The sequence below is a fragment of the Arthrobacter silviterrae genome (genome assembly GCF_011045165.1).
GTDB lineage: Bacteria > Actinomycetota > Actinomycetes > Actinomycetales > Micrococcaceae > Specibacter > Specibacter silviterrae.
Genome location: NZ_JAAKZI010000018.1, coordinates 1 through 22,238, shown reverse-complemented (window position 1 = coordinate 22,238; position 22,238 = coordinate 1). Strand labels below are relative to the sequence as shown.

General features: G+C 65.4%; 16 protein-coding genes. 7 read left to right on the top strand and 9 right to left on the bottom strand.

Annotated features, from left to right (window positions below):
- Positions 1-103: 103 nt before the first annotated feature.
- Positions 104-976: a glycosyl hydrolase family 18 protein gene (locus G6N77_RS11195; RefSeq protein ID WP_165182253.1), complete on the top strand. Its 873-nt coding sequence runs from the start codon at positions 104-106 to the stop codon at positions 974-976.
- A 180-nt stretch (positions 977-1,156) separates the two neighbouring features.
- Positions 1,157-1,699 (top strand): P-loop nucleotide/nucleoside kinase family protein, encoded by a 543-nt coding sequence (locus G6N77_RS11190; RefSeq protein WP_165182252.1) that lies wholly within the window; start codon positions 1,157-1,159, stop codon positions 1,697-1,699.
- Positions 1,700-2,172: 473 nt separating this feature from the next.
- Here G6N77_RS11190 and G6N77_RS11185 read toward each other — a convergent pair whose 3' ends face one another.
- Genes G6N77_RS11185 through G6N77_RS11175 form a run of 3 tightly spaced genes read right to left on the bottom strand, consistent with a single transcriptional unit; the run spans position 2,173 to position 5,392 of the window.
- On the bottom strand, positions 2,173-2,919 hold the full coding sequence (locus G6N77_RS11185; protein ID WP_165182251.1) for a ThuA domain-containing protein: 747 nt from the start codon (positions 2,917-2,919) through the stop codon (positions 2,173-2,175).
- Positions 2,920-2,921: 2 nt separating this feature from the next.
- Entirely contained in the window at positions 2,922-4,022 is a 1,101-nt protein-coding gene (locus tag G6N77_RS11180) for a Gfo/Idh/MocA family protein (protein ID WP_165182250.1), read from the bottom strand.
- Complete coding sequence (locus tag G6N77_RS11175) at positions 4,019-5,392, bottom strand: glycoside hydrolase family 125 protein (protein WP_240901984.1); 1,374 nt, start codon at positions 5,390-5,392, stop codon at positions 4,019-4,021. The genes G6N77_RS11180 and G6N77_RS11175 overlap by 4 nt, the downstream gene beginning before the upstream one ends.
- A gap of 220 nt (positions 5,393-5,612) precedes the next feature.
- Here G6N77_RS11175 and G6N77_RS11170 point away from each other — a divergent pair, with 220 nt between their 5' ends.
- The gene (locus tag G6N77_RS11170) at positions 5,613-6,872 is read left to right on the top strand and encodes an ROK family transcriptional regulator (RefSeq protein ID WP_165182248.1); all 1,260 of its coding nucleotides are present in this window, start codon (positions 5,613-5,615) and stop codon (positions 6,870-6,872) included.
- Here G6N77_RS11170 and G6N77_RS11165 read toward each other — a convergent pair.
- Genes G6N77_RS11165 through G6N77_RS11140 form a run of 6 tightly spaced genes read right to left on the bottom strand, consistent with a single transcriptional unit; the run spans position 6,853 to position 14,297 of the window.
- Positions 6,853-8,508: an ABC transporter substrate-binding protein gene (locus tag G6N77_RS11165; RefSeq protein ID WP_165182247.1), complete on the bottom strand. Its 1,656-nt coding sequence runs from the start codon at positions 8,506-8,508 to the stop codon at positions 6,853-6,855. The two genes, G6N77_RS11170 and G6N77_RS11165, sit on opposite strands and share 20 nt — an antisense overlap.
- A gap of 9 nt (positions 8,509-8,517) precedes the next feature.
- Positions 8,518-10,173 (bottom strand): ABC transporter substrate-binding protein, encoded by a 1,656-nt coding sequence (locus G6N77_RS11160; RefSeq protein ID WP_165182246.1) that lies wholly within the window; start codon positions 10,171-10,173, stop codon positions 8,518-8,520.
- 50 nt (positions 10,174-10,223) lie between these two features.
- The gene (locus G6N77_RS11155; protein ID WP_165182245.1) at positions 10,224-11,255 is read right to left on the bottom strand and encodes an ABC transporter ATP-binding protein; all 1,032 of its coding nucleotides are present in this window, start codon (positions 11,253-11,255) and stop codon (positions 10,224-10,226) included.
- On the bottom strand, positions 11,248-12,303 hold the full coding sequence (locus G6N77_RS11150; protein ID WP_165182244.1) for an ABC transporter ATP-binding protein: 1,056 nt from the start codon (positions 12,301-12,303) through the stop codon (positions 11,248-11,250). The genes G6N77_RS11155 and G6N77_RS11150 overlap by 8 nt, the downstream gene beginning before the upstream one ends.
- Positions 12,300-13,226, bottom strand: coding sequence for an ABC transporter permease (locus tag G6N77_RS11145; protein ID WP_165182243.1), 927 nt, complete (start codon positions 13,224-13,226; stop codon positions 12,300-12,302). Before G6N77_RS11145 ends, G6N77_RS11150 begins: the two co-directional genes overlap by 4 nt.
- Positions 13,227-13,229: 3 nt before the next feature.
- On the bottom strand, positions 13,230-14,297 hold the full coding sequence (locus tag G6N77_RS11140) for an ABC transporter permease (protein ID WP_240901982.1): 1,068 nt from the start codon (positions 14,295-14,297) through the stop codon (positions 13,230-13,232).
- Positions 14,298-14,598: 301 nt separating this feature from the next.
- Here G6N77_RS11140 and G6N77_RS11135 point away from each other — a divergent pair, with 301 nt between their 5' ends.
- Genes G6N77_RS11135 through G6N77_RS11120 form a run of 4 tightly spaced genes read left to right on the top strand, consistent with a single transcriptional unit; the run spans position 14,599 to position 22,235 of the window.
- Positions 14,599-17,685: an alpha-mannosidase gene (locus tag G6N77_RS11135; protein ID WP_165182241.1), complete on the top strand. Its 3,087-nt coding sequence runs from the start codon at positions 14,599-14,601 to the stop codon at positions 17,683-17,685.
- Positions 17,682-19,049: a glycoside hydrolase 5 family protein gene (locus tag G6N77_RS11130; RefSeq protein ID WP_205678221.1), complete on the top strand. Its 1,368-nt coding sequence runs from the start codon at positions 17,682-17,684 to the stop codon at positions 19,047-19,049. Before G6N77_RS11135 ends, G6N77_RS11130 begins: the two co-directional genes overlap by 4 nt.
- Positions 19,046-20,638 carry a beta-N-acetylhexosaminidase gene (locus G6N77_RS11125; RefSeq protein ID WP_165182240.1) on the top strand — a complete coding sequence of 531 codons (1,593 nt, stop codon included), beginning with the start codon at positions 19,046-19,048 and terminating at the stop codon, positions 20,636-20,638. The genes G6N77_RS11130 and G6N77_RS11125 overlap by 4 nt, the downstream gene beginning before the upstream one ends.
- 25 nt (positions 20,639-20,663) lie before the next feature.
- On the top strand, positions 20,664-22,235 hold the full coding sequence (locus G6N77_RS11120) for a family 20 glycosylhydrolase (protein WP_165182239.1): 1,572 nt from the start codon (positions 20,664-20,666) through the stop codon (positions 22,233-22,235).
- Positions 22,236-22,238 lie beyond the last annotated feature (3 nt).

Genomic DNA, 22,238 nt, shown 5'->3' with positions numbered 1-22,238 from the left:
ACGCACGGCATAACTATTCTATGCTTAAGCGCATAAGTTAAGTCCATCACCAGAGACGCCTTTTCGGGATTTTCCGGCAGGCACCACGTCGTAAAGGATTGCCATGACAGCTACGCCCCTCAACCCAGCCGCCCCCGGACGCGTGGTGGTCTACTACCAGACGAACCGGGTGGACGGGGCCCTGGTGTCCCCCGTGGAACTGGCACGCCGCTGCCGGGAGCTGACGGCCATCATTGTGGGTGCCATCCATGTCAACGCCGAGCCCGGGGACATCACGCTCAATGACGACCCCGCCGACCACCCCGACAACCAGGCGATGTGGGCCGAGCTGGCCGCCGTGCAGGAGCAGGGCGTGGCCGTGATCGGGATGCTGGGCGGGGCCGCGATGGGCAGTTTCGAGCGGCTTGAACCCGCCACCTTCGGCACCTACTACCCGCCGCTGCGCGAGCTCATCGGCACGTACCGGCTGGACGGGATCGACCTGGATGTCGAGGAGGACATGTCGGTGGAGGGTGCACGCCACCTGGTCGACGCACTGCGCGCAGACTTCGGCCCGGACTTCATCATTACGCTGGCCCCGGTGGCCACGGCCCTGTCCGGCGGCGGAAACCTCTCCGGCTTCGACTACGAGGAACTCTGGGCCACCCACGGCGGCCAGATCGACTGGATGAACACCCAGTTTTACTGCGGCTGGGGCGTGCTGGACAGCACGGCCGAATATGACGCCATCATTTCCCGGGGTGTTTTCCCGGCCGCCAAGGTGGTTGCGGGGACCAGCACCCACCCCATGCACGGAAAGGGGTTTGTGGAACCTGCCGTGCTCAATAAGACGGTGGCATCGCTGGCCGCCAAGTACCCGGATTTTGGCGGCATGTCGTCCTGGGAATACTTCAACTCGGAGCCCGGCGGAACCGCTGCGCCGTGGGAGTGGGCCCAGGCGATGGGGGCAGCCATGGAGCAGGGCCGCACCCGCTGACCGGGCGGCGGGCCGGACGGAGCTCCCCGTTGGTCGAGCAGCGAGCCCTGCGAGCGCGTCGAGACCCCAGGGTCGAGCAGCGGGTGGAGCCCAATTTCGACAGGAACAACCAGCGGGGCTGAGCCAGGGCTTGAAAGGCCCGACCACAGCTGCGGCGCAAACCTAATATTGAGGAGAACCATGATTCGCATACCCGTCGCCGTGCTCCTGGCAGGCGTGACCGGTTCGGGAAAGACCACGCTTTCCGAGACTCTTGCCACATACGGGATGATCAGGGCCTCAGTCGATGAGGAAGTGTTTCGCACACACGGGCGGTATGGCATCGACTATCCGGAGGACGGCTACTACGAACGTGAATCCGCCGCCGTGGGGACCGTCCGGAATAGGCTCATTGGGGAGCTTGCCACCGGTCGCGACGTAGTACTCGACCATGGCCTGTGGACTCGGGCCGAAAGGCGTCATTGGCAGTCAACCGTCCGCGACGCCGGCGGCATCCCCGTTCTCGTGTACCTACCCGTTAGTTACGGTACGGCACTGGCCCGCCTGACGGAACGCAATCAACGCGAGGACGCCAATGCGCTAACGGTGTCGCCGGAAGCCCTCCGGGACTTCTTCGATCGCTTTGACATCCCGGGCGACGAAGAGGGCGCCGTGACATACGGGCAAGACCCAGCGGGTCTCCTCCGGATCGTCGAACGACTGCGGTCCAGCGCCGCCGGCTGACGCGCGCTCCAGCCATCGAACCCGCCACGACCCGCTGGTCGAGCAAGGTTTCGACAAGCTCGACCAGCGGGGCTCAACCACCGCTGGTCGAGCAGCGAGCCCCGCGAGCGCGTCGAGACCGAGGATTTCGACAAGCTCAACCACCGCCCGCCCCGCTGGTCGAGCAGCGAGTCCTGCGAGCGCGCCAGACCATGGGATGGACGGCGACTGCGGGGCCAAGCCGCGATAACGGCGGCTCCCCGCGGTGCTTTCCACGACTGCGGGGCCACCCCGCGAACGCACCGGAAAAATACACCGCACGTGCGGGTTGGCCCCGTCATTCGTAATCGGAGCCTGGTTTCCGGCGGGTTGGCCCCGCTTTCGGCGCAGCAGGGCTGCCCGCCTGGTCTCGGCGCGCGCGCAGAGCTCGCTGCTCGACCAACGGAGGCGGGGTCTCGCTGCTCGACCACCGGGGCCGGACGGCTCGACTCTTGTCAGCTACCGAAGGAGCCGCGCTGGGGGTTGCCCACGGAAGGGGCCTGGCGCTCGATGCCGTGCTGGGCGGCCCACTTGACGCCATTGGCGAGGACCTGGCGGATCTCGGCCTGGTTGTAGACGGGGTATTCCTGGTCGCCGGGGCTGAAGTAAAAGATCCGGCCCCTGCCGCGCGTGAAGGTGACACCGGAGCGGAACACCTCGCCGCCGTCGAACGAGCTGATGAACACCAAATCGTCCGGGGTGGGGATGTCAAAGAATTCTCCGTACATTTCCTGCTCCGGGATGACGATGGGCCCGGTGATGCCCTCGGCAATGGGGTGGGTCGGGTTGACGTTCCACACCAGCTCCCGTTCGCCGTCATTGCGCCACTGCAGCGAGCAGGTGGTGCCCATCAGGCTGATGAAGATCTTGGAAAAATGGGCCGAGTGGAGCACCAGCAGCCCCATGCCACCGAGGACATGGCGGCGCACGCGCTCCACCACCTCGTCACTGACGTCGCCGTGTGCCAGGTGTCCCCACCACAGCAGCACGTCCGTGTCCGCAAGCACGTCCTCGCTGAGTCCGTGCTCCGGATCGGCAAGGACGGCTGTCCGGATGAGCGCGCCAGGAAAGTGCCCGGCCAGCCCTTCCGCGATGGCGCCGTGCATGCCATTCGGGTAATAGCCGGCAATGGCGGGCGGGTCCTGGCGGGCCTCGTGCACGCCTTCATTCCAGACGGTGATGCGCAGGCTTTGGGGGTTCATGGCTAAAGCTCCACTTCTCGTTGTTCGCGGGCTGAAAGGTAGCAGGCGTCGATGACCAGTGCCCGGGTCAGTGCCACGGAGCCGTCGTGCCGGCCCCAGTTTTCGGACCCCGAGCGGATGGCGGCCACGAAGTCCTCCACCACGGCCCTGTGGTTGCCGTCCTCGGGAACCTCCGCCACGTAGTCGGCGTTCTGGCCATCCCCGTCCGTAAAGACGTGCAGGCCGGCGTCGGAGATTGACTGGGACTGGGCAGCCCGCAATTCGGCGCCGCCGTCGGTCCCGTAGACCCGGAAATCCATGAGGTCTGCCGGGTCCCGGTAGCTGGCCCAGCCCGCCTCCAGGACCAGCGTCACGCCGCCTTCGAGCCGGATGAAGGCGGAGGCAAAGTCCTCCACCTCAAACTTGTGCTCCGACGCTGCGGCCAGGTAGTTCACGTCGCCGCCGCGTCCCTGCGGGCCCAGTTCCGCGTAGGCCGACGCCGAAACGGAGATGACCTTGGGTTCACCCAGCAGGTGCAGTGCATAGTCCAGGACGTGCACGCCAATGTCCGCCAGCGGGCCGCCGCCGGAAAGATCCGGGTTGGTGAACCAGCTGCCGAGGGTGGGGATGCCGCGCCGGCGCAGCCAGGATGCCTTGGCGTAATACGGCCGCCCCAGCCCGCCGCCGTCGATGATTTCCTTGAGCTTGCGCACGTCCCCGCGGCGCCTGTGGTTGAACACGACGTCAAGAACCCGCCCGGCCTGGCGCGCGGCCGCGACCATCGCGGCACCTTCGGCACCGTTGCGGGCCAGCGGCTTTTCGCTCAGGACATGAAGGCCGCGCTCCAGCGCAGCCACGGCGATGGGCGCGTGAAGGAAGGTGGGGACGGCAATGCTGACGGCGTCGAGGCCCTCCAGTTCCAGCAGTTCCTGCCAGGTGGCAAAGGCGTGGGGCACCTGGAAGGTGTCGGCGAGTTCGGCCAGGACATCGGCCTCCATGCCGGCAAGCGCGACGACGTCCACACCGTCCAGGGCGCTGAAGGCCGCCAGGTGCTGCTGGCCGGCCCAGCCAAGGCCGACGACGCCGACCTTCAGTGTCCGCTCCGCAAAGTCATCGGTTGTCATGAGACGTTTCCGTTCTTGTTGTCATGGCCGTCGGGGCCCTCGCAATAGTCAAGCAGCAGTTCGCAGAACATGGAGTTGGCCCAGGAAAACCAGGGGCGGGTGAACTGTTCCGGGTTGTCGGGGTTGAAGCCTTCGTGCATGTTGCCGGTGCCGCCGGTGGTGTCCCGGAGGGTCTGCAGGATGTCCCACTTCTCCTCGCGCGTGGCGGCGGTCAACCCCTGGACGGCAAGCGCAATGGGCCAAATGTACCCCTCGGGGGTGTGCGGGCTGCCAATGCCCGCGGCATGGGAACCTGTGTAAAAGTAGGGATTGGCGTTGCTGAGGACGAACGCCCGGGTGGCCTGGTAGACGGGATCGGCCGCGTCCACCCCGCCCGTGAGCGGCAGGGACAGCAGGCTGGGCATGTTGGCGTCATCCATGAGCAGCGTGTTGCCCAGCCCGTCCACCTCATAGGCGTAAATGTCGCCAAAGTCGGGGTGGTTGACCACTCCGTGCCGCGCAATGCCGGCCGCAATGTCCGCGCCAAGCGCCAGCGCCTCGGCTGCCAGTTCCGCGTCCTGATAGACGACGGCGGCAATCTCGCCGATGTGTTCAAGGGCCAGCTTCGCAAAATGGTTTCCGGGCACGTTGTAGCTGTACACACAGGCGTCGTCGCTGGGGCGGAACCCGGCCCATGTCATGCCGGTCACGGCCGTGGCCGGCCCCAGCCCGTCACGCGACAGGGTTTCGCTGGGCAGCTCCGTGTGGCGCACAAAGCGGTAGTCGGAGTTCTGCTCATGGTCCTGCTCCAGGCGCCACTGGCGCACGATGGACCGCATCGCCTCATGGACGGCATCCGTAAAGATGTCCGTCCGGCCCGTCCGCCGCCACAGCTGGTGGGCCAGCTGGACCGGAAATGCCAGCGAGTCAATCTCATACTTGCGTTCCCAGATCCAGGGGTTGTCGCAGGCGTCCGCCGGATCATAGGAGGCACCATTCGGTTCCTGGTTGAAGGCGTTGGCGTAGGGGTCCATGGCCACGCACTCAAATTGGCGCCTGACCAGGCCGGCGACGACGTCGGAAAGCTCGTCCCCGGAGTCGGGGCCGGCGCCCCCGCCAACGCCCGCACCCAACAACCTCAGAAACGGGAGCATCTGCGCCGAAGAATCCCGGAGCCACATGGCGGGAATGTCACCGGTGATCACAAAGGTGGTCCCGCCGGCTTCCCTCGTCAAGGTGGTGTCCAGGGTGTTGCGCATGGCGTGGACAAACATCCCGGCCAGGACGGGATCCCCCGTGACCTCGAGGATCCGGGCGGCACCGACTGCGAGGGCGCCGTGCAGAAATTCAGCTTCCGGTCCGGCCGGCTGCTGTGTACTTGTGGACGGCAATCCGCCACCTCCGTGTAGTGTCATCCCCGGGAAGGGGTATCGAATAAAGATAGTGCAATACTGCAATACAGTCGAGCTTTGTTCGAACCGCGTACTTTTGCGTGATTCTGGCATGGATTAGTCCTAGACCAATGGCCCTACCAGGCGGTAGAGTGGTGTCCAATCATTGACTTCAAACAAAGTCGCCAGTCTTTCGCAGGAATCATTCAGGAGCAGCACCATGGTCGCCCACAACTCACCCGGCAAGGGGCACGCCCCGCAGCCCGCGGCCATGTCCGTCAGCGACTCGGCGATGGACATGCTGACCTTGGTCGCCACCGAAACCACCATCTCCCGCGCCCAGCTGGCCAGGTCCCTCAAGCTTGCCCCTTCCACGGTTTCCCTGCGTGTCAATGAGTTGATGGAAGCGGGCCTGGTGGTGGAAACCGGGGAGGGCTCCTCCACCGGCGGCCGGAAGCCGCGCAGCCTCCAACTCAACCACCGCGCCGGACACGTGCTGGTGGCCGACCTCGGCTCCCGCCACGTCCGGGTGGGCATGATGGACCTCGCTGGCACCTTGCTGGCCACCGAATCGGCCGCCGTCGACGTCGCCACCGGCCCGGAAGCCACCCTCACTGCCATCGCGGCGATGATGGACTCCCTGGCCGCCGGCAACTCCAGCGGGCTGCTGCGGGGTGTGGGCCTGGCCCTGCCCGGCCCCGTGGACTTCGCAGCGGGGTGGGTTGATTCCCCGGCGCGGATGCCCGGCTGGCACCGCTTCCCCATTCGCGACTGGATGTCCGCGCACTTCAACTCCCCGGTATTTTGTGACAACGACGCCAATGTGATGGCCCTGGCCGAACACGCCCTGCGGCAGAATTCCGAGGACCATCCCAAAAAGCCGGTCAACACCTTGTTCATCAAGGCCGGTGCGGCCATTGGCTGTGGATTGGTGGCCAATGGCGAGGTGTACCGCGGCTCCACCGGCACCGCCGGGGACATCACCCACGTGCGCGTCAAGGCGGCCGGTGAGAGGGCCTGCACCTGCGGCAATTTCGGCTGCCTGGAAACCATCGCCAGCGGCTCCGCTGTGGTGGCCGACCTGGTGGCCAAGGGAGTTGAGGTGTCGAACCTGACGGAGGTGGTGGCATTGGCCAATATGGCCGACGCCCTTGCCACCACCAGTGTCCGGACTGCGGGGCGCATGTTGGGGGAAATGCTTTGCAGCATTGTCAACTTCGCCAATCCCGACCATGTCATCCTCGGCGGCGCCCTGTCGCAGGTGGAACCGTATGTTGCAGCCATCCGCAGCCAGCTCTATGAAGGCTGCCACCCCCTGGCCACCAAGAACCTGACCATTGAAAAGTCCATTGCGGGCCCTCATGCCGGGATGATCGGCGTCGGGCTGCTCAGCCTGCGCGAACTGCTGCGCACGAACGTGCTGGTGCCCCAGCTCGATGAGCCGGGGCACCAGCCAGCTGCTACGCCTTCTCGAGGTTGATGGTGGTGATGGCCGCGTTGTTGTAGCCGCCAATGCTGGAGCGGTAGTTGACGGCGTCATCCTTCATGCTCGGGAAGCCCTTCCAGTTCTTGGTGGTCCACATTTCGCCGGAGCCGCCGCTCATGTAGGACAGGTACGGGGCACCCTCCGCGACAGCCTTTTGGATGATCTGCAGCTGCGTGGTGATCTCCTCGGTGTTCTGCATCGGCAGGGCCTGCAGCGCTGCCAAGGCGTCATTGGCTTCCTTGGGCATCTTCCACAGGCCCTGGTTGCCGTAGCCCAGCTTTTGCGGTCCTGCCTCCAGGTTCTTCCAGCTGTAGCCCTGGAAGGCGTTGTACGGGGAACCATTCAGGTTGGCCGTCCACACCATCATTTCGTAGTCATGGATCTTGGCCTGGAACACGGTGTCCGGGGTGGGCATGTACTTCACGTCAATGCCCAGATTCTTCTTCCACTGGTCAATGATCATGGGGGCTACCACAATGTCTGTTGCCTGGCCCAGGTTCACGAACAGGCGCACGGGATAGGACTTGCCATCCTTGGTCAGGTTGCCTCCCTCCACGGTCCAGCCGGCCGCCGCGAGGTCGGCCTTGGCCTTGTCGACGTTGGGCTCCAGCGGCTTGGCGTACTCGGGTAGCAGGTAGCTCTTGTACAGGTCCAGGTTCAGGCCCGTCACGGACGGCACGGTGTAGCCAATGCCCACGGCCTTCGTGGCCGCCGTCAGGTCCACCGAATCGCGGAACGCGCGGCGCACTGCGGCGTCCGTGAATGGCGGGAAGGTGCAGCCGAACAGCACGCCGCGGGAGGATCCGTCCGGGAAGTACTCGTAGTGGTTGTCCGTGCCCATGCCCAGGAACTGCGTCAGGACGCCCGCCCCGCCGCCGTCGGCCCAGTCCACCTTGCCGGAAGAGATGGAGGACTGGATGTTGCCCACTGTGCCGGTGGGAATGATGTGGACTTCCTTGACACCCTTGGCCTTGCCGCCCCAGTAGTCCTCGCGCAGGGTGATCTGGACCTGCTGGCCGGAGAAGCTCTTCAGGACGCCCGGGCCCGTGCCCACCGGCTTCTTGTCCACAAACTTGTCGTGGGCGCCCTGCTTTTCATAGATGTGCTTGGGGTACACGGGGTAGTACATGGACATGTTGGTGTCCTGCTGGTAATTCGGGCTGTTGTAATTGACCTCCACCGTGTGCGCGTCCAGTGCCTTCACCGGCTCCTTGATGAAGCCGTCCGGGGCCGGGGCGCCAAACACAAAGTTGTAGGTGTAGGCAACGTCGTCGGCCGTGAACGGCTTGCCGTCGCTCCAGGTCACACCCTTGCGCAGCGTATACGTGGCCGTGGCACCGGCGTTGGAATACACCACTTTTTCCGCCAGCGCCGGTTCAAGCTTGCCGCCGTCGCGGGTGGAAACGCGGAACAGCGTCTCATAGAAGAAGCCGATGCCGGGTCCGCCGTCGCCGCCGCCGTTGGCGTTGAAGTTCTCCGGGAACTGATTCGACGCACCGGCGTCGGCGCCCAGCGTCAAAATCCCGTCACCGGCCTGCCCGCCGGCCACCGCGCCCTTGCAGCCGACCATGGTCAGCGCCGAGCCCGCAATGATCGCGCCCAGAAAATTCCTGCGTCCAAAATCCTTCATGAGATTTCCTTATGCCTTCGAGAGGTTGATGGTGGTGAGGCTGACGTTGTTGTAGCCGCCAATGCTGGAGCGGTAGTTGACGGCGTCATCCTTCATGCTCGGGAAGCCCTTCCAGTTCTTGGTGGTCCACATTTCGCCGGAGCCGCCGCTCATGTAGGCCATGTACGGGGCCTCGGTGGCCACGGCAGTCTGGATGACCTTCAGGAGCTTGTTGATTTGCTCCGTCTGGTCCATGGGCACGGAGGAAAGCTGGATGAGTGCATCGTTGGCGTCCTTGGGCATCTTCCACAGGCCCTGGTTGCCGGCACCGTTCTTCTGGGCCTTGTCGCTCATGTTGGACCAGCTGTATCCCTGGTAGGCGTTGTAGGCGGAACCGTTGAGGTTGGTGGTCCACACCATCATTTCGTAGTCATGGATCTTGGCCTGGAACACGGTGTCAGGGGTGGGCATGTACTTCACGTCAATGCCCAGGTTCTTCTTCCACTGGTCAATGATCATGGGCGCCACCACAATGTCTGTCGCCTGGCCCAGGTTCACGAACAGGCGGAGCGGGTAGGCCTTGCCATCTTTGGTCAGGTTGCCACCCTCCACCGTGAAACCGGCTGCCGCGAGGTCGGCCTTGGCCTTGTCCACGGCGGGCTCCAGCGGCTTGGCGTACTCGGCCGGAACGGCGCCGTTGTAGAGGTCAAGGTTCAGGCCGGTCACGGACGGCACGGTGTAGCCGATGCCCACGGCCTTCGTGGCCGCCGACAGGTCCACCGAGTCGCGCAGTGCCCGCCGGACGGCAGGATCGTTCAAGGGCGCATAGTTGCAGCCGAACAGCACGCCGCGGGAGGACCCGTCCGGGAAGTACTCGTAGTGGTTGTCCTTGCCCATGCCCAGGAACTGCGTCAGGACGCCCGCCCCGCCGCCGTCGGCCCAGTCCACCTTGCCGGAAGAGATGGAGGACTGGATGTTGCCCACGGTGCCGGTGGGAATGATGTGGACTTCCTTGACACCCTTGGCCTTGCCGCCCCAGTAGTCCTCGCGCAGGGTGATCTGGACCTGCTGGCCGGAGAAGCTCTTCAGGACGCCCGGGCCCGTGCCCACCGGCTTCTTGTCGACGTACTTGCCGTAGTCCGCCTGCTGGCCGTAAATGTGCTTGGGGTAGACGGGGTAGTACATGGACATGTTGGTGTCCTGCTGGTAATTCGGGCCGGTGTAGTTGACCTCCACCGTGTGCGCGTCGAGTGCCTTGACTTCTTCCTTGATGAACTCATTGGGGCCCGGCTTGCCGAAGACGAAGTTGTACGTGAAGGCGACGTCGTCGGCCGTGAACGGCTTGCCGTCGCTCCAGGTCACACCCTTGCGCAGCGTATACGTGGCCGTGGCACCGGCGTTGGAATAGACCACTTTTTCGGCCAGGTGCGGTTCCAGCTTGCCGCCGTTGCGGGTGGAAACGCGGAACAGGGTCTCGTAGAAGAAGCCGATGCCGGGGCCGCCGTCGCCGCCGCCGTTGGCGTTGAAGTTCTCCGGGAACTGGTTTGACGCGCCGGCGTCGGCGCCCAGCGTCAAAATCCCGTCACCGGCCTGCCCGCCGGCCACCGCGCCCTTGCAGCCGACCATGGTCAGCGCCGAGCCCGCGATGATCGCGCCCAGAAAATTCCTGCGTCCAAAATCCTTCATGTTCTTGCCTTTCAAGGGAATTTATTGAAGTTGGTCAAACGTGAAATGTCTTAGTGTGAAACCAGTTCGCCGGACGCTGCCGCCTGTGCCTCGTCCTCCACGAGCCAGCACGCGGACTGGCGCCCGCCGAGTTCCAGGAGCGCCGGCTCCTGGCTCAGGCACCGGTCCATGACAGCCGGGCAGCGGGCGGCGAACCGGCAGCCGCCATGCGTTTTGCTGTTGTCCATGCCGGTGCCGGCGGCGGCCTCGGAGGGAATGGCCACTCCGGAACCCTTGAACCGTGCGGGGTTGGGCGCAGCGGCCAGCAGCAGCTTGGTGTAAGGGTGCTTCGGGTTGGCGATGACTTCTTCGGTGGGCCCTGACTCCACGATGACCCCGCCATACATGACCGAAATCCGGTCGGAGAGGTAGCGGGCGCTGGCGATGTCGTGGGTGATGTACATGACCGCCATGCCCTCCTCCTCGCGCAGGTCCTTGAGCAGGTTCAGCACGTCAAGGCGGATGGAGGCGTCCAGCATGGAGGTGGGCTCGTCGGCCAGGATGACGCTGGGTGAGACGGCCAGCGAACGCGCAATGGCAATGCGCTGGCGCTGGCCGCCGGACAGGTCGGTGGGGTAGCGGTCAATGTAGGCCTCGGCCGGTGACATGCTGACGCGTTCAAGGAGTTCCAGCGACTTCTGCCGCACGTCCTTGCGTCCCTTGGCCAGTCCGTGGATTTTCAGCACCCGGCCCAGGATGTAGCTGATCTTCTTCAGCGAATTCAGGGAGGCAAACGGGTCCTGAAAGATCAGCTGGACGTTGTTGAAGTATTCGCGCTCGTGGCGGGGGGAGACCTTGATCGGCTCGCCGCGGAAGAACACCTCGCCCCCGGTCTGCTTGTAGATCAGGGAGAAGACCCGGGCAATGGTGGTCTTGCCGGAGCCGGATTCCCCCACCAGCGCCATGATCTCGCCGGCGTATAGCTTCAGGTCCACGCCGTCCAGGGCCTTGATGGTCTTGCGGTCCCCGCCCACGTGGACGTCGAAGTGCAAGGCGAGGTTGCGTGCTTCCAGGACTGGGACTTGTTCGGTGGTCTCAGGCATTGAGTGCCTCCTTTGCTGGTTCCGGAATTTCCTGCGTGAGCAGGTGGCAGGCTGCCCGGCCGCCGGAGATGTCCAGCAGGGCGGGGATTTCGCTTTCACAGCGGGCAATCTTTTGGGAGCAACGCGGCGCGAAGGCGCATCCCTGCGGCAGGTTCAGCAGGTTCGGCGGCGAGCCGGGAATGCCGGTGAGCTTGCGGACAGGTTCGGTCAGCGGAGGGAAGGCGTTGCGCAGCCCCTGCGTGTACGGATGCCGCGGTGCCTCATACATTTGCGCCGCCGTGCCCACCTCAACGATCTTGCCGCCATACATGATGGCAATCCGGTCGGAAATTTCCAGCAACAGGGACAGGTCGTGCGTGACAAAGGCAATGGCGAAGCCCAGCTTTTCCTGCAATTCCAGAACCTTGGCGAGGATCTGGCGCTGCATGACGACGTCGACGGCGGTGGTCGGTTCATCCATCAGCACCAGTTCCGGGTCGCAGGCCAGCGACAGGGCAATGAGGGCCCGCTGCTGCATCCCGCCGGAGAGCTCGTGCGGGAACGCGTTGATGCGGTGTGAGGGGATGCCCACCATCTGCAGGAGTTCCTCGGCACGGGCAGTCGCCGTCGCCTTCGTCAGGGAACTGTCATGGGCCAGGAGCACATCCAGGAACTGGGCCTTCAACCGGCTCACCGGGTTCAGGCACGCCATGGCACTCTGCATGACGATGGAGATGCCGCTCCAGCGGTAGTCCACCAGCTGCTCTTCGGAAAGCCGTGTCAGGTCAACCGGTTCCTTGCCCTTGGCGTGGAAAACCACCTGGCCGGCGCTGGTCACCGCTGGCGCCCGCTGCAGCCGGCCCAGGGCGGCCAGCAAGGTGGACTTGCCCGACGCCGACTCCCCCGCAATGCCGAGGATCTCACCGCGGTGCAGGGTGATGTTGATGTCGTCGCAGGCCCGGATGTTCCCGGCTTCGGTGACATAGTCCACGCACAGGCCCTTGGCCTCCAGCAGGGGCGGGGAGGTGGCAATGCGGTGGGCAATTTCAGCCACTGTTTCCAGTTTCATGCCATCGCTCCGATCTTGGGCTGCCCGGCGGCATCCTGGCGCTTCTTCTGCTTGAGGAACTTGCGCATCAGGGTCATGCGCTTGGAGCTCAGCGTGGGGTTGGTGACTTCGTCAAGGCCGAAGTTGATCATCGTCGTGGCAAAGCCGATCAGGGCCAGGCAGACCCCGGGAGGTCCAAACCACCACCACTGGCCGTTGAACAGGGCATTCTGGGTGGTGGCGTAGTTGATCATCAAGCCCCAGCTGGGCTCGGCGGCACTGCCAATGCCCAGGAAGGCCAGGGAGGCCTGCATGCCCACACCTGCCGCGATCAGGCGCAGGAACATGGGGGAAATGATGCCCGAAAGGTGCGGCAGGACTTCCACCAGGATCACGCGCAGGGGATGCTCGCCGATGGTGCGCAGGGCGGCTGTGAAGTCACGGCCGCGCAGGGACATGGCCTGGGCGCGGATGGCGCGGGCACCGCCGGTCCATTCCAGCCCGCCGATGATGATGGAGACCAGCAGGACGTTTGCGTTTTGCAGGAGCCCGGCGATCATGAAAAGGATCGCGAAGGACGGGATGTTCTGGACCACCAGGATGACGCCGTTGAGGAACCTGTCCACGGCCCCGCCGGAGAAGCCGGCGATGGTGCCGATGACCACGGACAGCGCCGTACCGATGACGGCGGAAATCAATCCAACCAGCATGGAGCTGCGGGCTCCGTACAGCAGCCAGGAGAGGGCATCCTGTCCGGAGCTGGTGGTGCCCATCCAGTGGCTGGCCGAGGGCGCCTGGCCCATGGCGTTGCCGTCAAACGTGTAGGGGGTCCAGCCCAGCACGTGCTCGCTGAACGGCTGCCCCACGGCGGCGGCAAACAGGAAGACTCCCATGATGACGAGGCCTATCTGGACCTTGCGCAGGGACATGAATCTGGCGAACATGGCTTATTTCTCCTTCGTCCGCGGATCGAGCAGCACGTATACGGAGTCAGCGATGAAGTTGAAGACCAGGCTGACCAGGATGATGAGCAGCATGACGCCCTGCATGACGGGGTAGTCGCGCGTGCCCTGGGCGGCGAAGAGCAGGCTGCCCACGCCGGGGTAGATGAAGACGCTTTCGGCCAGGATCACGGCCGTCAGCGACGCCCCGATGGACTGGGCCAGGCCGGTGAAGTTGGGCAGGAGTGCGTTGCGCGCGGCATAGTTGCGCAGCACCTTGTTGGGCTTGAGGCCCTTGGCCCGCGCCAGCTGGACGTAGTCCTCGTTGACCGTGGTGATCATCATGTTGCGCATGGTGAACATCCAGTTGGCGAAGCCCACCAACACCAGCGTGGCCATGGGCAGGATGGAATAGATGGCCACACTGGTCAGGAACGTGGGATCAAGCAGGTTGATGGCCAGGCTTTCGTTGTAGGCGCCTTGGGGCGGCAGCCAACCGTTCTTGTAGCTGATGAACCAGACCAGCAGCAGGCCCAGCCAGAAGGCCGGGATGGAACTGAAGAACATGGCGATCGGGGTGACGATCGAGTCGAGCCTGCGCCCGGGCTTCCAGCCCAGCTTCGCGCCGGCCCAGGTACCAATGATCCAGCCAATGATGGTGGAGAAGATCGCAAGGTACAGCGTCCACGGGAGGGCCCGGCCAATGAGGTCGGCCACCGGGACCGGGTAGTACTGGATGGACAGGCCCAAGTCCCCCTGGAGGGTCTGGACCAGGTAGTGCCAGAACGCCACCAACACGTTTTGGTTTGGATCGCCGTAGCGGGCGTAGATCTGTGCCAGCGCATAGGGGCTGGGCATGTTGCCCGTCTTGGCAACGATGCTTTGGATCATCTGGTCCGCGGGGTTGCCCGGCATGAAGCGGGGCAGCATGAAGTTGGCCACCAGGGAGATAAAAGCCACGATCAGGTACGTGACGAGCCGCTTGCCCAGGTACTTGAATCCTTGGACCCGAGCCTTGTAGGAGAACCTGGGCTGCTTCTTCACTTCCAGGTCCGGCTCAGGCCCCTTATCCAAGGGCGGATGATCTTGTACATCAATGGACATATTTACCTCCCAAGTTTTCGTGGATTGTGAGCTACGATACATCAAATTTCAAATAAACAACACATACTTCATTCGATTACTTGAAGTAATAGTGCATCCTTTTTTCGAATATCAAATAAAGCTTGCCTCCAACGCTGGCATCTGGAGCGAAAAAGTGGTTGCATTGATGATGCTAGCTTAAGCGCCTAAGTGATGTCTGCCACTAGCACATATGCTTCTTGTAGGAAGATCCCCCGGCAGTAGATCCCACGCCCCCGAAAGGTGAGCCCCCATGCATGACAACCACAGCCTGATCGAGAACCGGTTACAGCGAGTCCTGAAGGAACGGATTGTTCCGTCCATCTACACCCCGGTGGCCGGCCTTGAGATGACTGCATGGCATGTGGACGGCGGCATGGGCGAGCCCGTGGACCCCGCCGTCGCCCTGCCCGGCGGCGACACCGCCGCGAAGGCTGTGGCGGGAGTGGAATACGTGCCGTTTGCCCTGGGCGAGGAATGGGGCCCCGCCTGGGGCACCAGCTGGATCCACATCACAGGCACCGTGCCGGCGGAGGCTGCCGGCGCCAAGGTTGAAATGGTCATCGACCTGGGCTGGGACGGGCATTCCCCCGGCTTCCAGGCCGAGGGGCTGGCCTACAACCCCGACGGCAGCGTCATCAAGGCACTAAACCCGTTCAACTCCTGGCTGCCCGTCACGGACAAGGCCGCCGGCGGCGAGAAGATCGACTTTTACCTTGAGGCGGCCGCCAACCCGCTGATCCTTGACCACAACCCGTTTGTCCCCACCGAGCTCGGCGAGAAGTCCACGGCCGGCAACCAGTCGCGCTACAAGGTGGCCAGGGCCGACATCAACATTTTCAACACCGAGGTGTGGGAGCTGGTCCAGGACCTGGAAGTCCTGCACCAGCTCCAAAACGAGCTGGACTTGGGGAACCCGCGCCGCTGGGACATCCTGTACGCCCTGGAGCACGCGCTCGACGCCGTTTCCCTCACCGACATTCCCGGCACGGCCGCCGCGGCCCGCCAAAAACTGGAAAAGGTGCTGGCCCAGCCCGCCAACGCCAGCGCCCACCAGCTGACCGCGATTGGCCACGCCCACATTGACTCGGCCTGGCTCTGGCCGGTGCGCGAGACTGTCCGCAAGGTGGCCCGCACCAGCTCCAACATGGTGAACCTGCTCGCCGAATACCCAGACATGCAATTCGCCATGTCCTCCGCCCAGCAGTATGAATGGATCAAGGAACAGCGCCCCGAGGTCTTTGCCAAGGTCAAGGCCGCCGTGGAAGAAGGCCGCTTCATCCCGGTGGGCGGCATGTGGGTGGAGTCGGACACCAACATGGTCGGCTCCGAGGCCATGGCCCGCCAGTTCACCTATGGCCAGCGCTTCTTCCGCGAGAATTTTGGCATCCAATGCGAGGAGGTCTGGCTGCCGGACTCCTTCGGCTACTCCGCCGCCCTCCCCCAGATCGTCAAGCAGGCCGGAGCCAAGTGGTTCCTGACGCAGAAGATCTCCTGGAACACCGTCAACAAGTTCCCCCACCACACTTTTAACTGGGAGGGCATCGACGGCACCCGCGTTTTCACCCACTTCCCGCCCGTTGACACCTACAACTCGGACCTTTCCGGAGGACAGCTGGCCCACGCCGTGCGCAACTTCCGGGACAAGGGCGCCTCCAACCATTCCCTGGCCCCCTTTGGCTGGGGCGACGGCGGCGGCGGACCCACCCGCGAAATGATCGCCCGTGCGCGCCGCACCAAGGACCTGGAAGGCTCCCCGCAGGTCACCATCCAGACCCCCAAGGAATTCTTCACGGCCGCCGAGGCGGAGTACTCCAACGCTCCGGTCTGGAAGGGTGAGCTCTACCTGGAACTGCACCGCGGCACCTACACCTCGCAGACGCTGACCAAGCAGGGAAACCGCCGCAACGAGCACCTGCTGCGCGAAGCGGAACTGTGGAGCGCCACGGCCGCCGCCCGGGGCCTGGTCGACTACCCCTACGAGGAACTGGACCGCATCTGGAAGCTGGTGCTCCTCCACCAGTTCCACGACATCCTGCCCGGCTCCTCCATCGCCTGGGTGCACCGCGAAGCCGCCGAGCGCCACGCCGAAATGACGGCGGACCTGAATGCGATCATCAGCCGCGCCCAGGAGGCACTGTCCACGGTTGCGGCAGGCCCGGAAAACCTCGTGTTCAACGGCTCGCCGTTCGCCCGCCACGGCATTGCCGCCTTCTCGGCCGGCGTCCCGGCAGCAGCCCAGGCCCCCGTGACGGTCACGCGCGACGGCGGCACAACCGTCGTCGACAATGGCCTGGTCACGGTGACCTTCGGCGCGGACGGCGTCATCACCTCCATGGTGGACGTGGCGGCGGGACGCGAAGTGGTCCCTGCCGGCCAGGGCGCCAACCTGCTCCAGCTGCATGCCGACTTCCCGAACATGTGGGACGCCTGGGACATCGACGAGTTCTACAAGAACACCGTCACCGACGTGCGCGAACTGGATTCTCTGGAGACGGCAACCGAGAACGACGGCACGGTGGTGGTCACCATCGCGCGCTCCTTCCGCAACTCCAAGGCGGTCCAGGAGGTACGGATCGCCCCGGACTCAAAGACCATCACGGTCCGCAACACCATCGACTGGCACGAACAGGAAACCCTGCTCAAGGCGGCGTTCCCCATCGACGTGCACGCCGATTCGGCCCGCTACGAAACCCAATACGGCCACATCACCCGCCCGACCCACGAGAACACCTCCTGGGACAGCGCCCGCTTCGAGGTCTGCGCACACCGCTGGGTCCACGTCAGCGAGCCGGGCTTCGGCGCGGCCGTGGTCAACGACTCCACGTACGGCCACGATGTTTCCCGCCACCTGGGCGATGACGGTTCCAGCTACACCACGGTGCGCCTGTCCCTGCTGCGCGGGCCGAAGTTCCCCGACCCGGAAACGGACCAGGGCAGGCACCAGCTCACGTACGCGTTCGTGGTCGGGGCTGACGTGTCCGACGCCGTTGCCGCCGGTTACGCGCTCAACCTTCCCGAGCGCGCCCTTACGGGGGCCCCGGTTGCACCGCTGGTCACCACCAGCTCCCCGGCAGCCCTGGTGGAGGCCGTGAAGATGGCTGACGACCGCAGCGGCGACGTGATCGTGCGCCTGTACGAGCCCCTCGGCGCCCGCGCCAAGGTCACGCTGAACACCTCCTTCCAGGTGCTCTCCGCCGAGGAAAACAACCTCCTCGAACAGCCGTACGGCGCGGGCACCCTCACCGTGACCGACGGCGCCGACGGCGGCAAGACCCTTTCCGTGGCGCTGCGCCCGTTCCAGATCACCACCCTCCGCCTGAAGAAAGGCACCCAGTGACCGGCTCCCCGCACACCTTCGACGCCGCCTTTAACCAGGTCCGGCAGCAGCCGCTGCGCTGGGGCGTCAACTACACCCCCAGCGACAGCTGGTTCCACTCCTGGCAGGACTTGAACATTGACTCGGTCAAGGCGGACCTGGAATCCATCGCCTCCATCGGCCTGGACCATGTGCGGATTTTCCCGCTGTGGCCGCTGCTGCAGCCCAACCGGTCCCTGATCCGCCCCGAGGGCATCGCCGACGTCGGCAAGGTGGTGGACGCGGCCGCGGAATTCGGCCTGGATGTTTCCGTTGACGGGCTGCAGGGGCACCTCTCCAGCTACGACTACCTGCCGTCCTGGGTCACCAGCTGGCACCGCCGCAACATCTTCACCGACCCCGACGTCATTGCCGCCGAAGCCGAACTGGTCACGGCCCTGGCCACCGAGGTCACCTCCCGGCCCAACGTGCTCGGAATGACGCTGGGCAACGAGACGAACCAGTTCGCGGTGGCCCGCCACCCGGAAAAGCATGTGACCACGCCTGCGCAGATGGGCGAATGGATCAACACGCTCATCTCCTCCGTGAAGAAGGTGTGGCCGGCCGGCATGCACCAGCACAGCTTTGACGACAACGTCTGGTTCATCGATTCGTCCCCCGTGACGCCGCGCCACGCGGCCTCCCTGGGCGACTCCACCACGGTGCACTCGTGGGTGTTCACGTCCGTGGCGCAGCTGTTCCCGGCCGGCCACCCCGCCCGGACGCTCTTTGCCGACTACCTGGTGCAGCTGGCCGACGCCTGGGCCGACAACCCCGGACGGCCCATCTGGCTGCAGGAAATCGGCGCACCGTACCCGGCCGTGCCCAAGGCTGAGGCAGCCGATTTCCTGGAGGCCAGCCTGCGCCCGTCCCTGGACACCCCGAACCTGTGGGGCGTCACCTGGTGGTGCTCGCATGACGTCAGCCGCAAGTTGGCCGACTTCCCGGAGCTGGAATACACCCTGGGCCTGCTCGACTCGGACCGCAAGGTCAAGCCCGCGGGGCGCCGCCTGGCCGAGCTGATAGCCGAGGAAAAGCTCAACCCGACACCGCTGCGCCAGCGCGGCACGGCCCTGTCCTTCGACCCGGGGGACGAGTCAACGGGAATCGGCCGGTCCGTGACGGACCCGTCCGGGGAGGTGTTTGCCGCCTGGCTGGAACTGGCGGCCCGCGGCGAAAAGCCCGCCCTGGTGCGTGAATCGAAACTGGCGGACACGGCCCACCTGGCCGGACGCGGCATCACCAACGTTGTCACTCCCGGGCAGCTGGGTGCCGAGGCGGCCGGCACAGGCGCTGCCCCGGTGGTCAGCGAAGCAAACATATGGAACGAAACGGTGGAAGCATGAGCAAACTGAACCTTATCCCCCTCCCGACGTCGGTAGTTGAGCACCACGGCTTCACGGCCGTCCCCGAGGCATTCAGCGTGTCCTCCTTTACGCCGCTGGGCACCTGGCTGAACCGGGCGCTGGAGGACTGGCTGGATGCCCGCATCCAGGCGGTCCCGGCCAATCAGTCCGGCGGTGAAGAGGGCTGGCTGCGCATCACCGAGGACGCTGCCCTGCAGGAGGGCGCATACACGCTGGCCGTCAACCCGACGGGAATCGCCATCGAGGCTGCAAGTTCCGCCGGCATCATCAATGCGGCCCAGACACTGCGCCAACTGGTGGGCACTCGGGGCTTCAGCACGGCACCCCGGCGGGGCACCGGCGTCGAACTTCCCAACGTCACCATCACCGATGAGCCGAATTTCTCCTTCCGCGGGGTGCACCTGGACGTGTCGCGGCACTTCATGCCGCTGGATGAACTGCTGCGATTCATCGACCTGGCCGCCGCGCACAAACTCAACGCGCTGCATCTGCACCTCACGGACGACCAGGGCTGGCGCATGGACATTCCGGCGTTCCCGCGGCTTCGGGACGTCTCCTCATGGCGCAGCGACACCATGGCCGTCTACACGGAGGACGGCCGGTTCATGACCGGGCGCCCGCACGGCGGCTGCTACTCGATCCAGGAACTGCGCGACGCCGTCGCCTATGCCCGCGAGCGCGGGGTGACCATCATTCCTGAAATTGACCTGCCCGGGCACTCGGTGGCTGCCATTGCCGCCTACCCGCAGCTGGGCGTCGACGCGCCGGACGTCCAGGTGTGGACCGGGTGGGGCGTGAACGACTGCATCCTGGACCCGTCGGACTACACGCTGGACTTCTTCCGCACCGTGCTGGACACCGTGATGGACGTCTTTGACGCCCCCATCATCCACATTGGCGGCGACGAGGTTCCCTACGAACGCTGGCACGCCTCCGACACAGTGCGGCAGCGCGCGGCGGAGCTGGGCCTGGAGTCCGTGGAACTGCTGCACGGCTGGTTCTTGGGCCAGCTCGCCGCGCATGTGGAGGCCCGGGGGCGCCGCGCCGGCGTGTGGCACGAGGCCGTCAGCCCCACCATGCCGCAGACGGCCGTGGTCAACGCCTGGGGCGGGCTGGACACCGTGGTGCACAGCCTGTCGGCAGGCTACGACACCACCATTTCCTGCTGCTCGCACCTGTACCTGGACTACCGCGAAAATGACGATCCCCGCGAGCCCAGCGGCTGCAGCCCCCTGCTGTCCACGGAAAAGCTGTACAACTTTGAGCCACTGGAACCGCGCGTGCTGGCGGCTGCCCAGGCCGGAGGTGCCGCGATCACAGGCATCCAGGCGCAGGTCTGGACGGAGTACCTGGACACCCGCGAGATCCGCGACTACAACACCTACCCGCGCCTGAGCGCCTTCGCCGAGCTGGCCTGGAGCCGGGACCGCGACTATGCGGACTTTGTGGAGCGGCTCGAGGACGGGCACCTGGACCGGCTGGCGGCTGCAGGGGTGGACTTCCGGCCGCTGGCCGGCCCGCACGCCTGGCAGGAACGCCCAGACATCGCGGCCAAGGCCGGGCGCTGAGGGCGGGGCGCAGCCAGTTATGAGGATGCAGACCGTACCCGCCGTGCAGCAGTGGAAGGACCGCGACGGCCGGGGGCCGGGCGTGCCGGGGCCCTGGGTTCCCGCGTCCCGGCCGCGTGTGGTGGTGGCGGCACGGGATGCGCCCTTGTTGGGGGAACTGGCTGCGCTGCTGTCCGGGGAACTTGCCGGGGAACGTGCCCGGGAACGTGCAGGGGAAGTTGCCCGGGAACGTGCAGGGGAAGCCGGCCCGGCCGCCCCTGCACGCTTCCAGGCCCCCGCCGGCCCCGCCCAGCCCGGCGACATCGAGCTGCGCCTCGAGCCGCTGGTCGATGCGGGCCTCACCGCCGGGCAGCTGGCCGAGGCCTACCGGCTGACGGCCGGCCCGGTCCTGACCATCACGGCCCCCGCCGTGGCGGGCCTGTACTACGGCACCCGGACGCTGCTGCAGCTGTTGCGCAGCGGGACTGCGCCCACCGGCACCATCACCGACTGGCCCGCGTTCGAACAGCGCGGCGTCATGGTTGATGTCGGCCGCAAATACTTCTCCCCGGAATGGCTCAAGCGTCTCATTGAAAACATGGGCTGGCTGAAGCTGAACCACCTCCACCTGCACCTGAACGACAACGTCGGGGTTGGCCTGGAATGCACCAGCCACCCGGAAATTGTCAGCGAAAAGCACCTCTCCTACGGGGACCTGGACGGCATTCTGGCCGTCGCAGCCGCCCACCACGTCACGGTGGTGCCCGAGTTCGACACCCCGTCCCATGCGGCCGCCATCCTGGCCCGGCGCCCCGAACTGGCAATCACGGACCGCCACGGGACCGTTGAAAAAGACAAGCTCAATGTCGCCAACGCGGCGGCCCGGACCCTGGCGGCCGACGTCGTGCTGGAATGGGCGGACCGCTTCCCCGGACCGTACTTCCATCTGGGCGGCGACGAATTCTTTGCCGCCCCCTGGGAGCCGGCCGGGCACCAGGACCCGCTGCGCTACCCCGGCCTGGCCGCGTGGGCACGGGCGGAAACCGGCAACCCGGGCAGCACGGCAGTGGACGGGTACACGCTCTACCTCAACCAGCTCAGCGCCCTGCTCCGGTCCGCGGGGAAACGGGCCCGGGTCTGGAACGACCACGTGCACCCCGGCGCCCGCGGTGTCCCGTTGGACCCGGATGTGGACGTGGAATGCTGGATCCGCTGGAATGCCGGGTTCCCCGGCGCCAGTGACTTCCACCGCGCCGGGCACCGCCTTGTGAACCGCAACGGCGACCACTTGTACTTTGTGCTGTCCTCCGACTCCGTCCCGCCCACCACGGGCAGGAAGTCCGCCGAGGGCGTGTACGAGTTGTGGCGCCCCCGCTTATTCATGGGGGCGGCCGGCGGCCTGCTCGACGACGAGCTGGACGCGTCGGTGCCCGTTGCCGGGGCGGTCATGTCTATCTGGTGTGATTACCCTGACGCCCTGACGGAGGCGGAAGTGGCGGATCAAACCCTTGACTGGTTCCGGTCCCTGTCCCAGCAGCTCTGGGGATCGCCGAAGCCCTGTGGCACATTTGCCGAATTCAGCACGCTGTTCCCGGCCGTCGGAACCGCCCCGCGTTAGCCC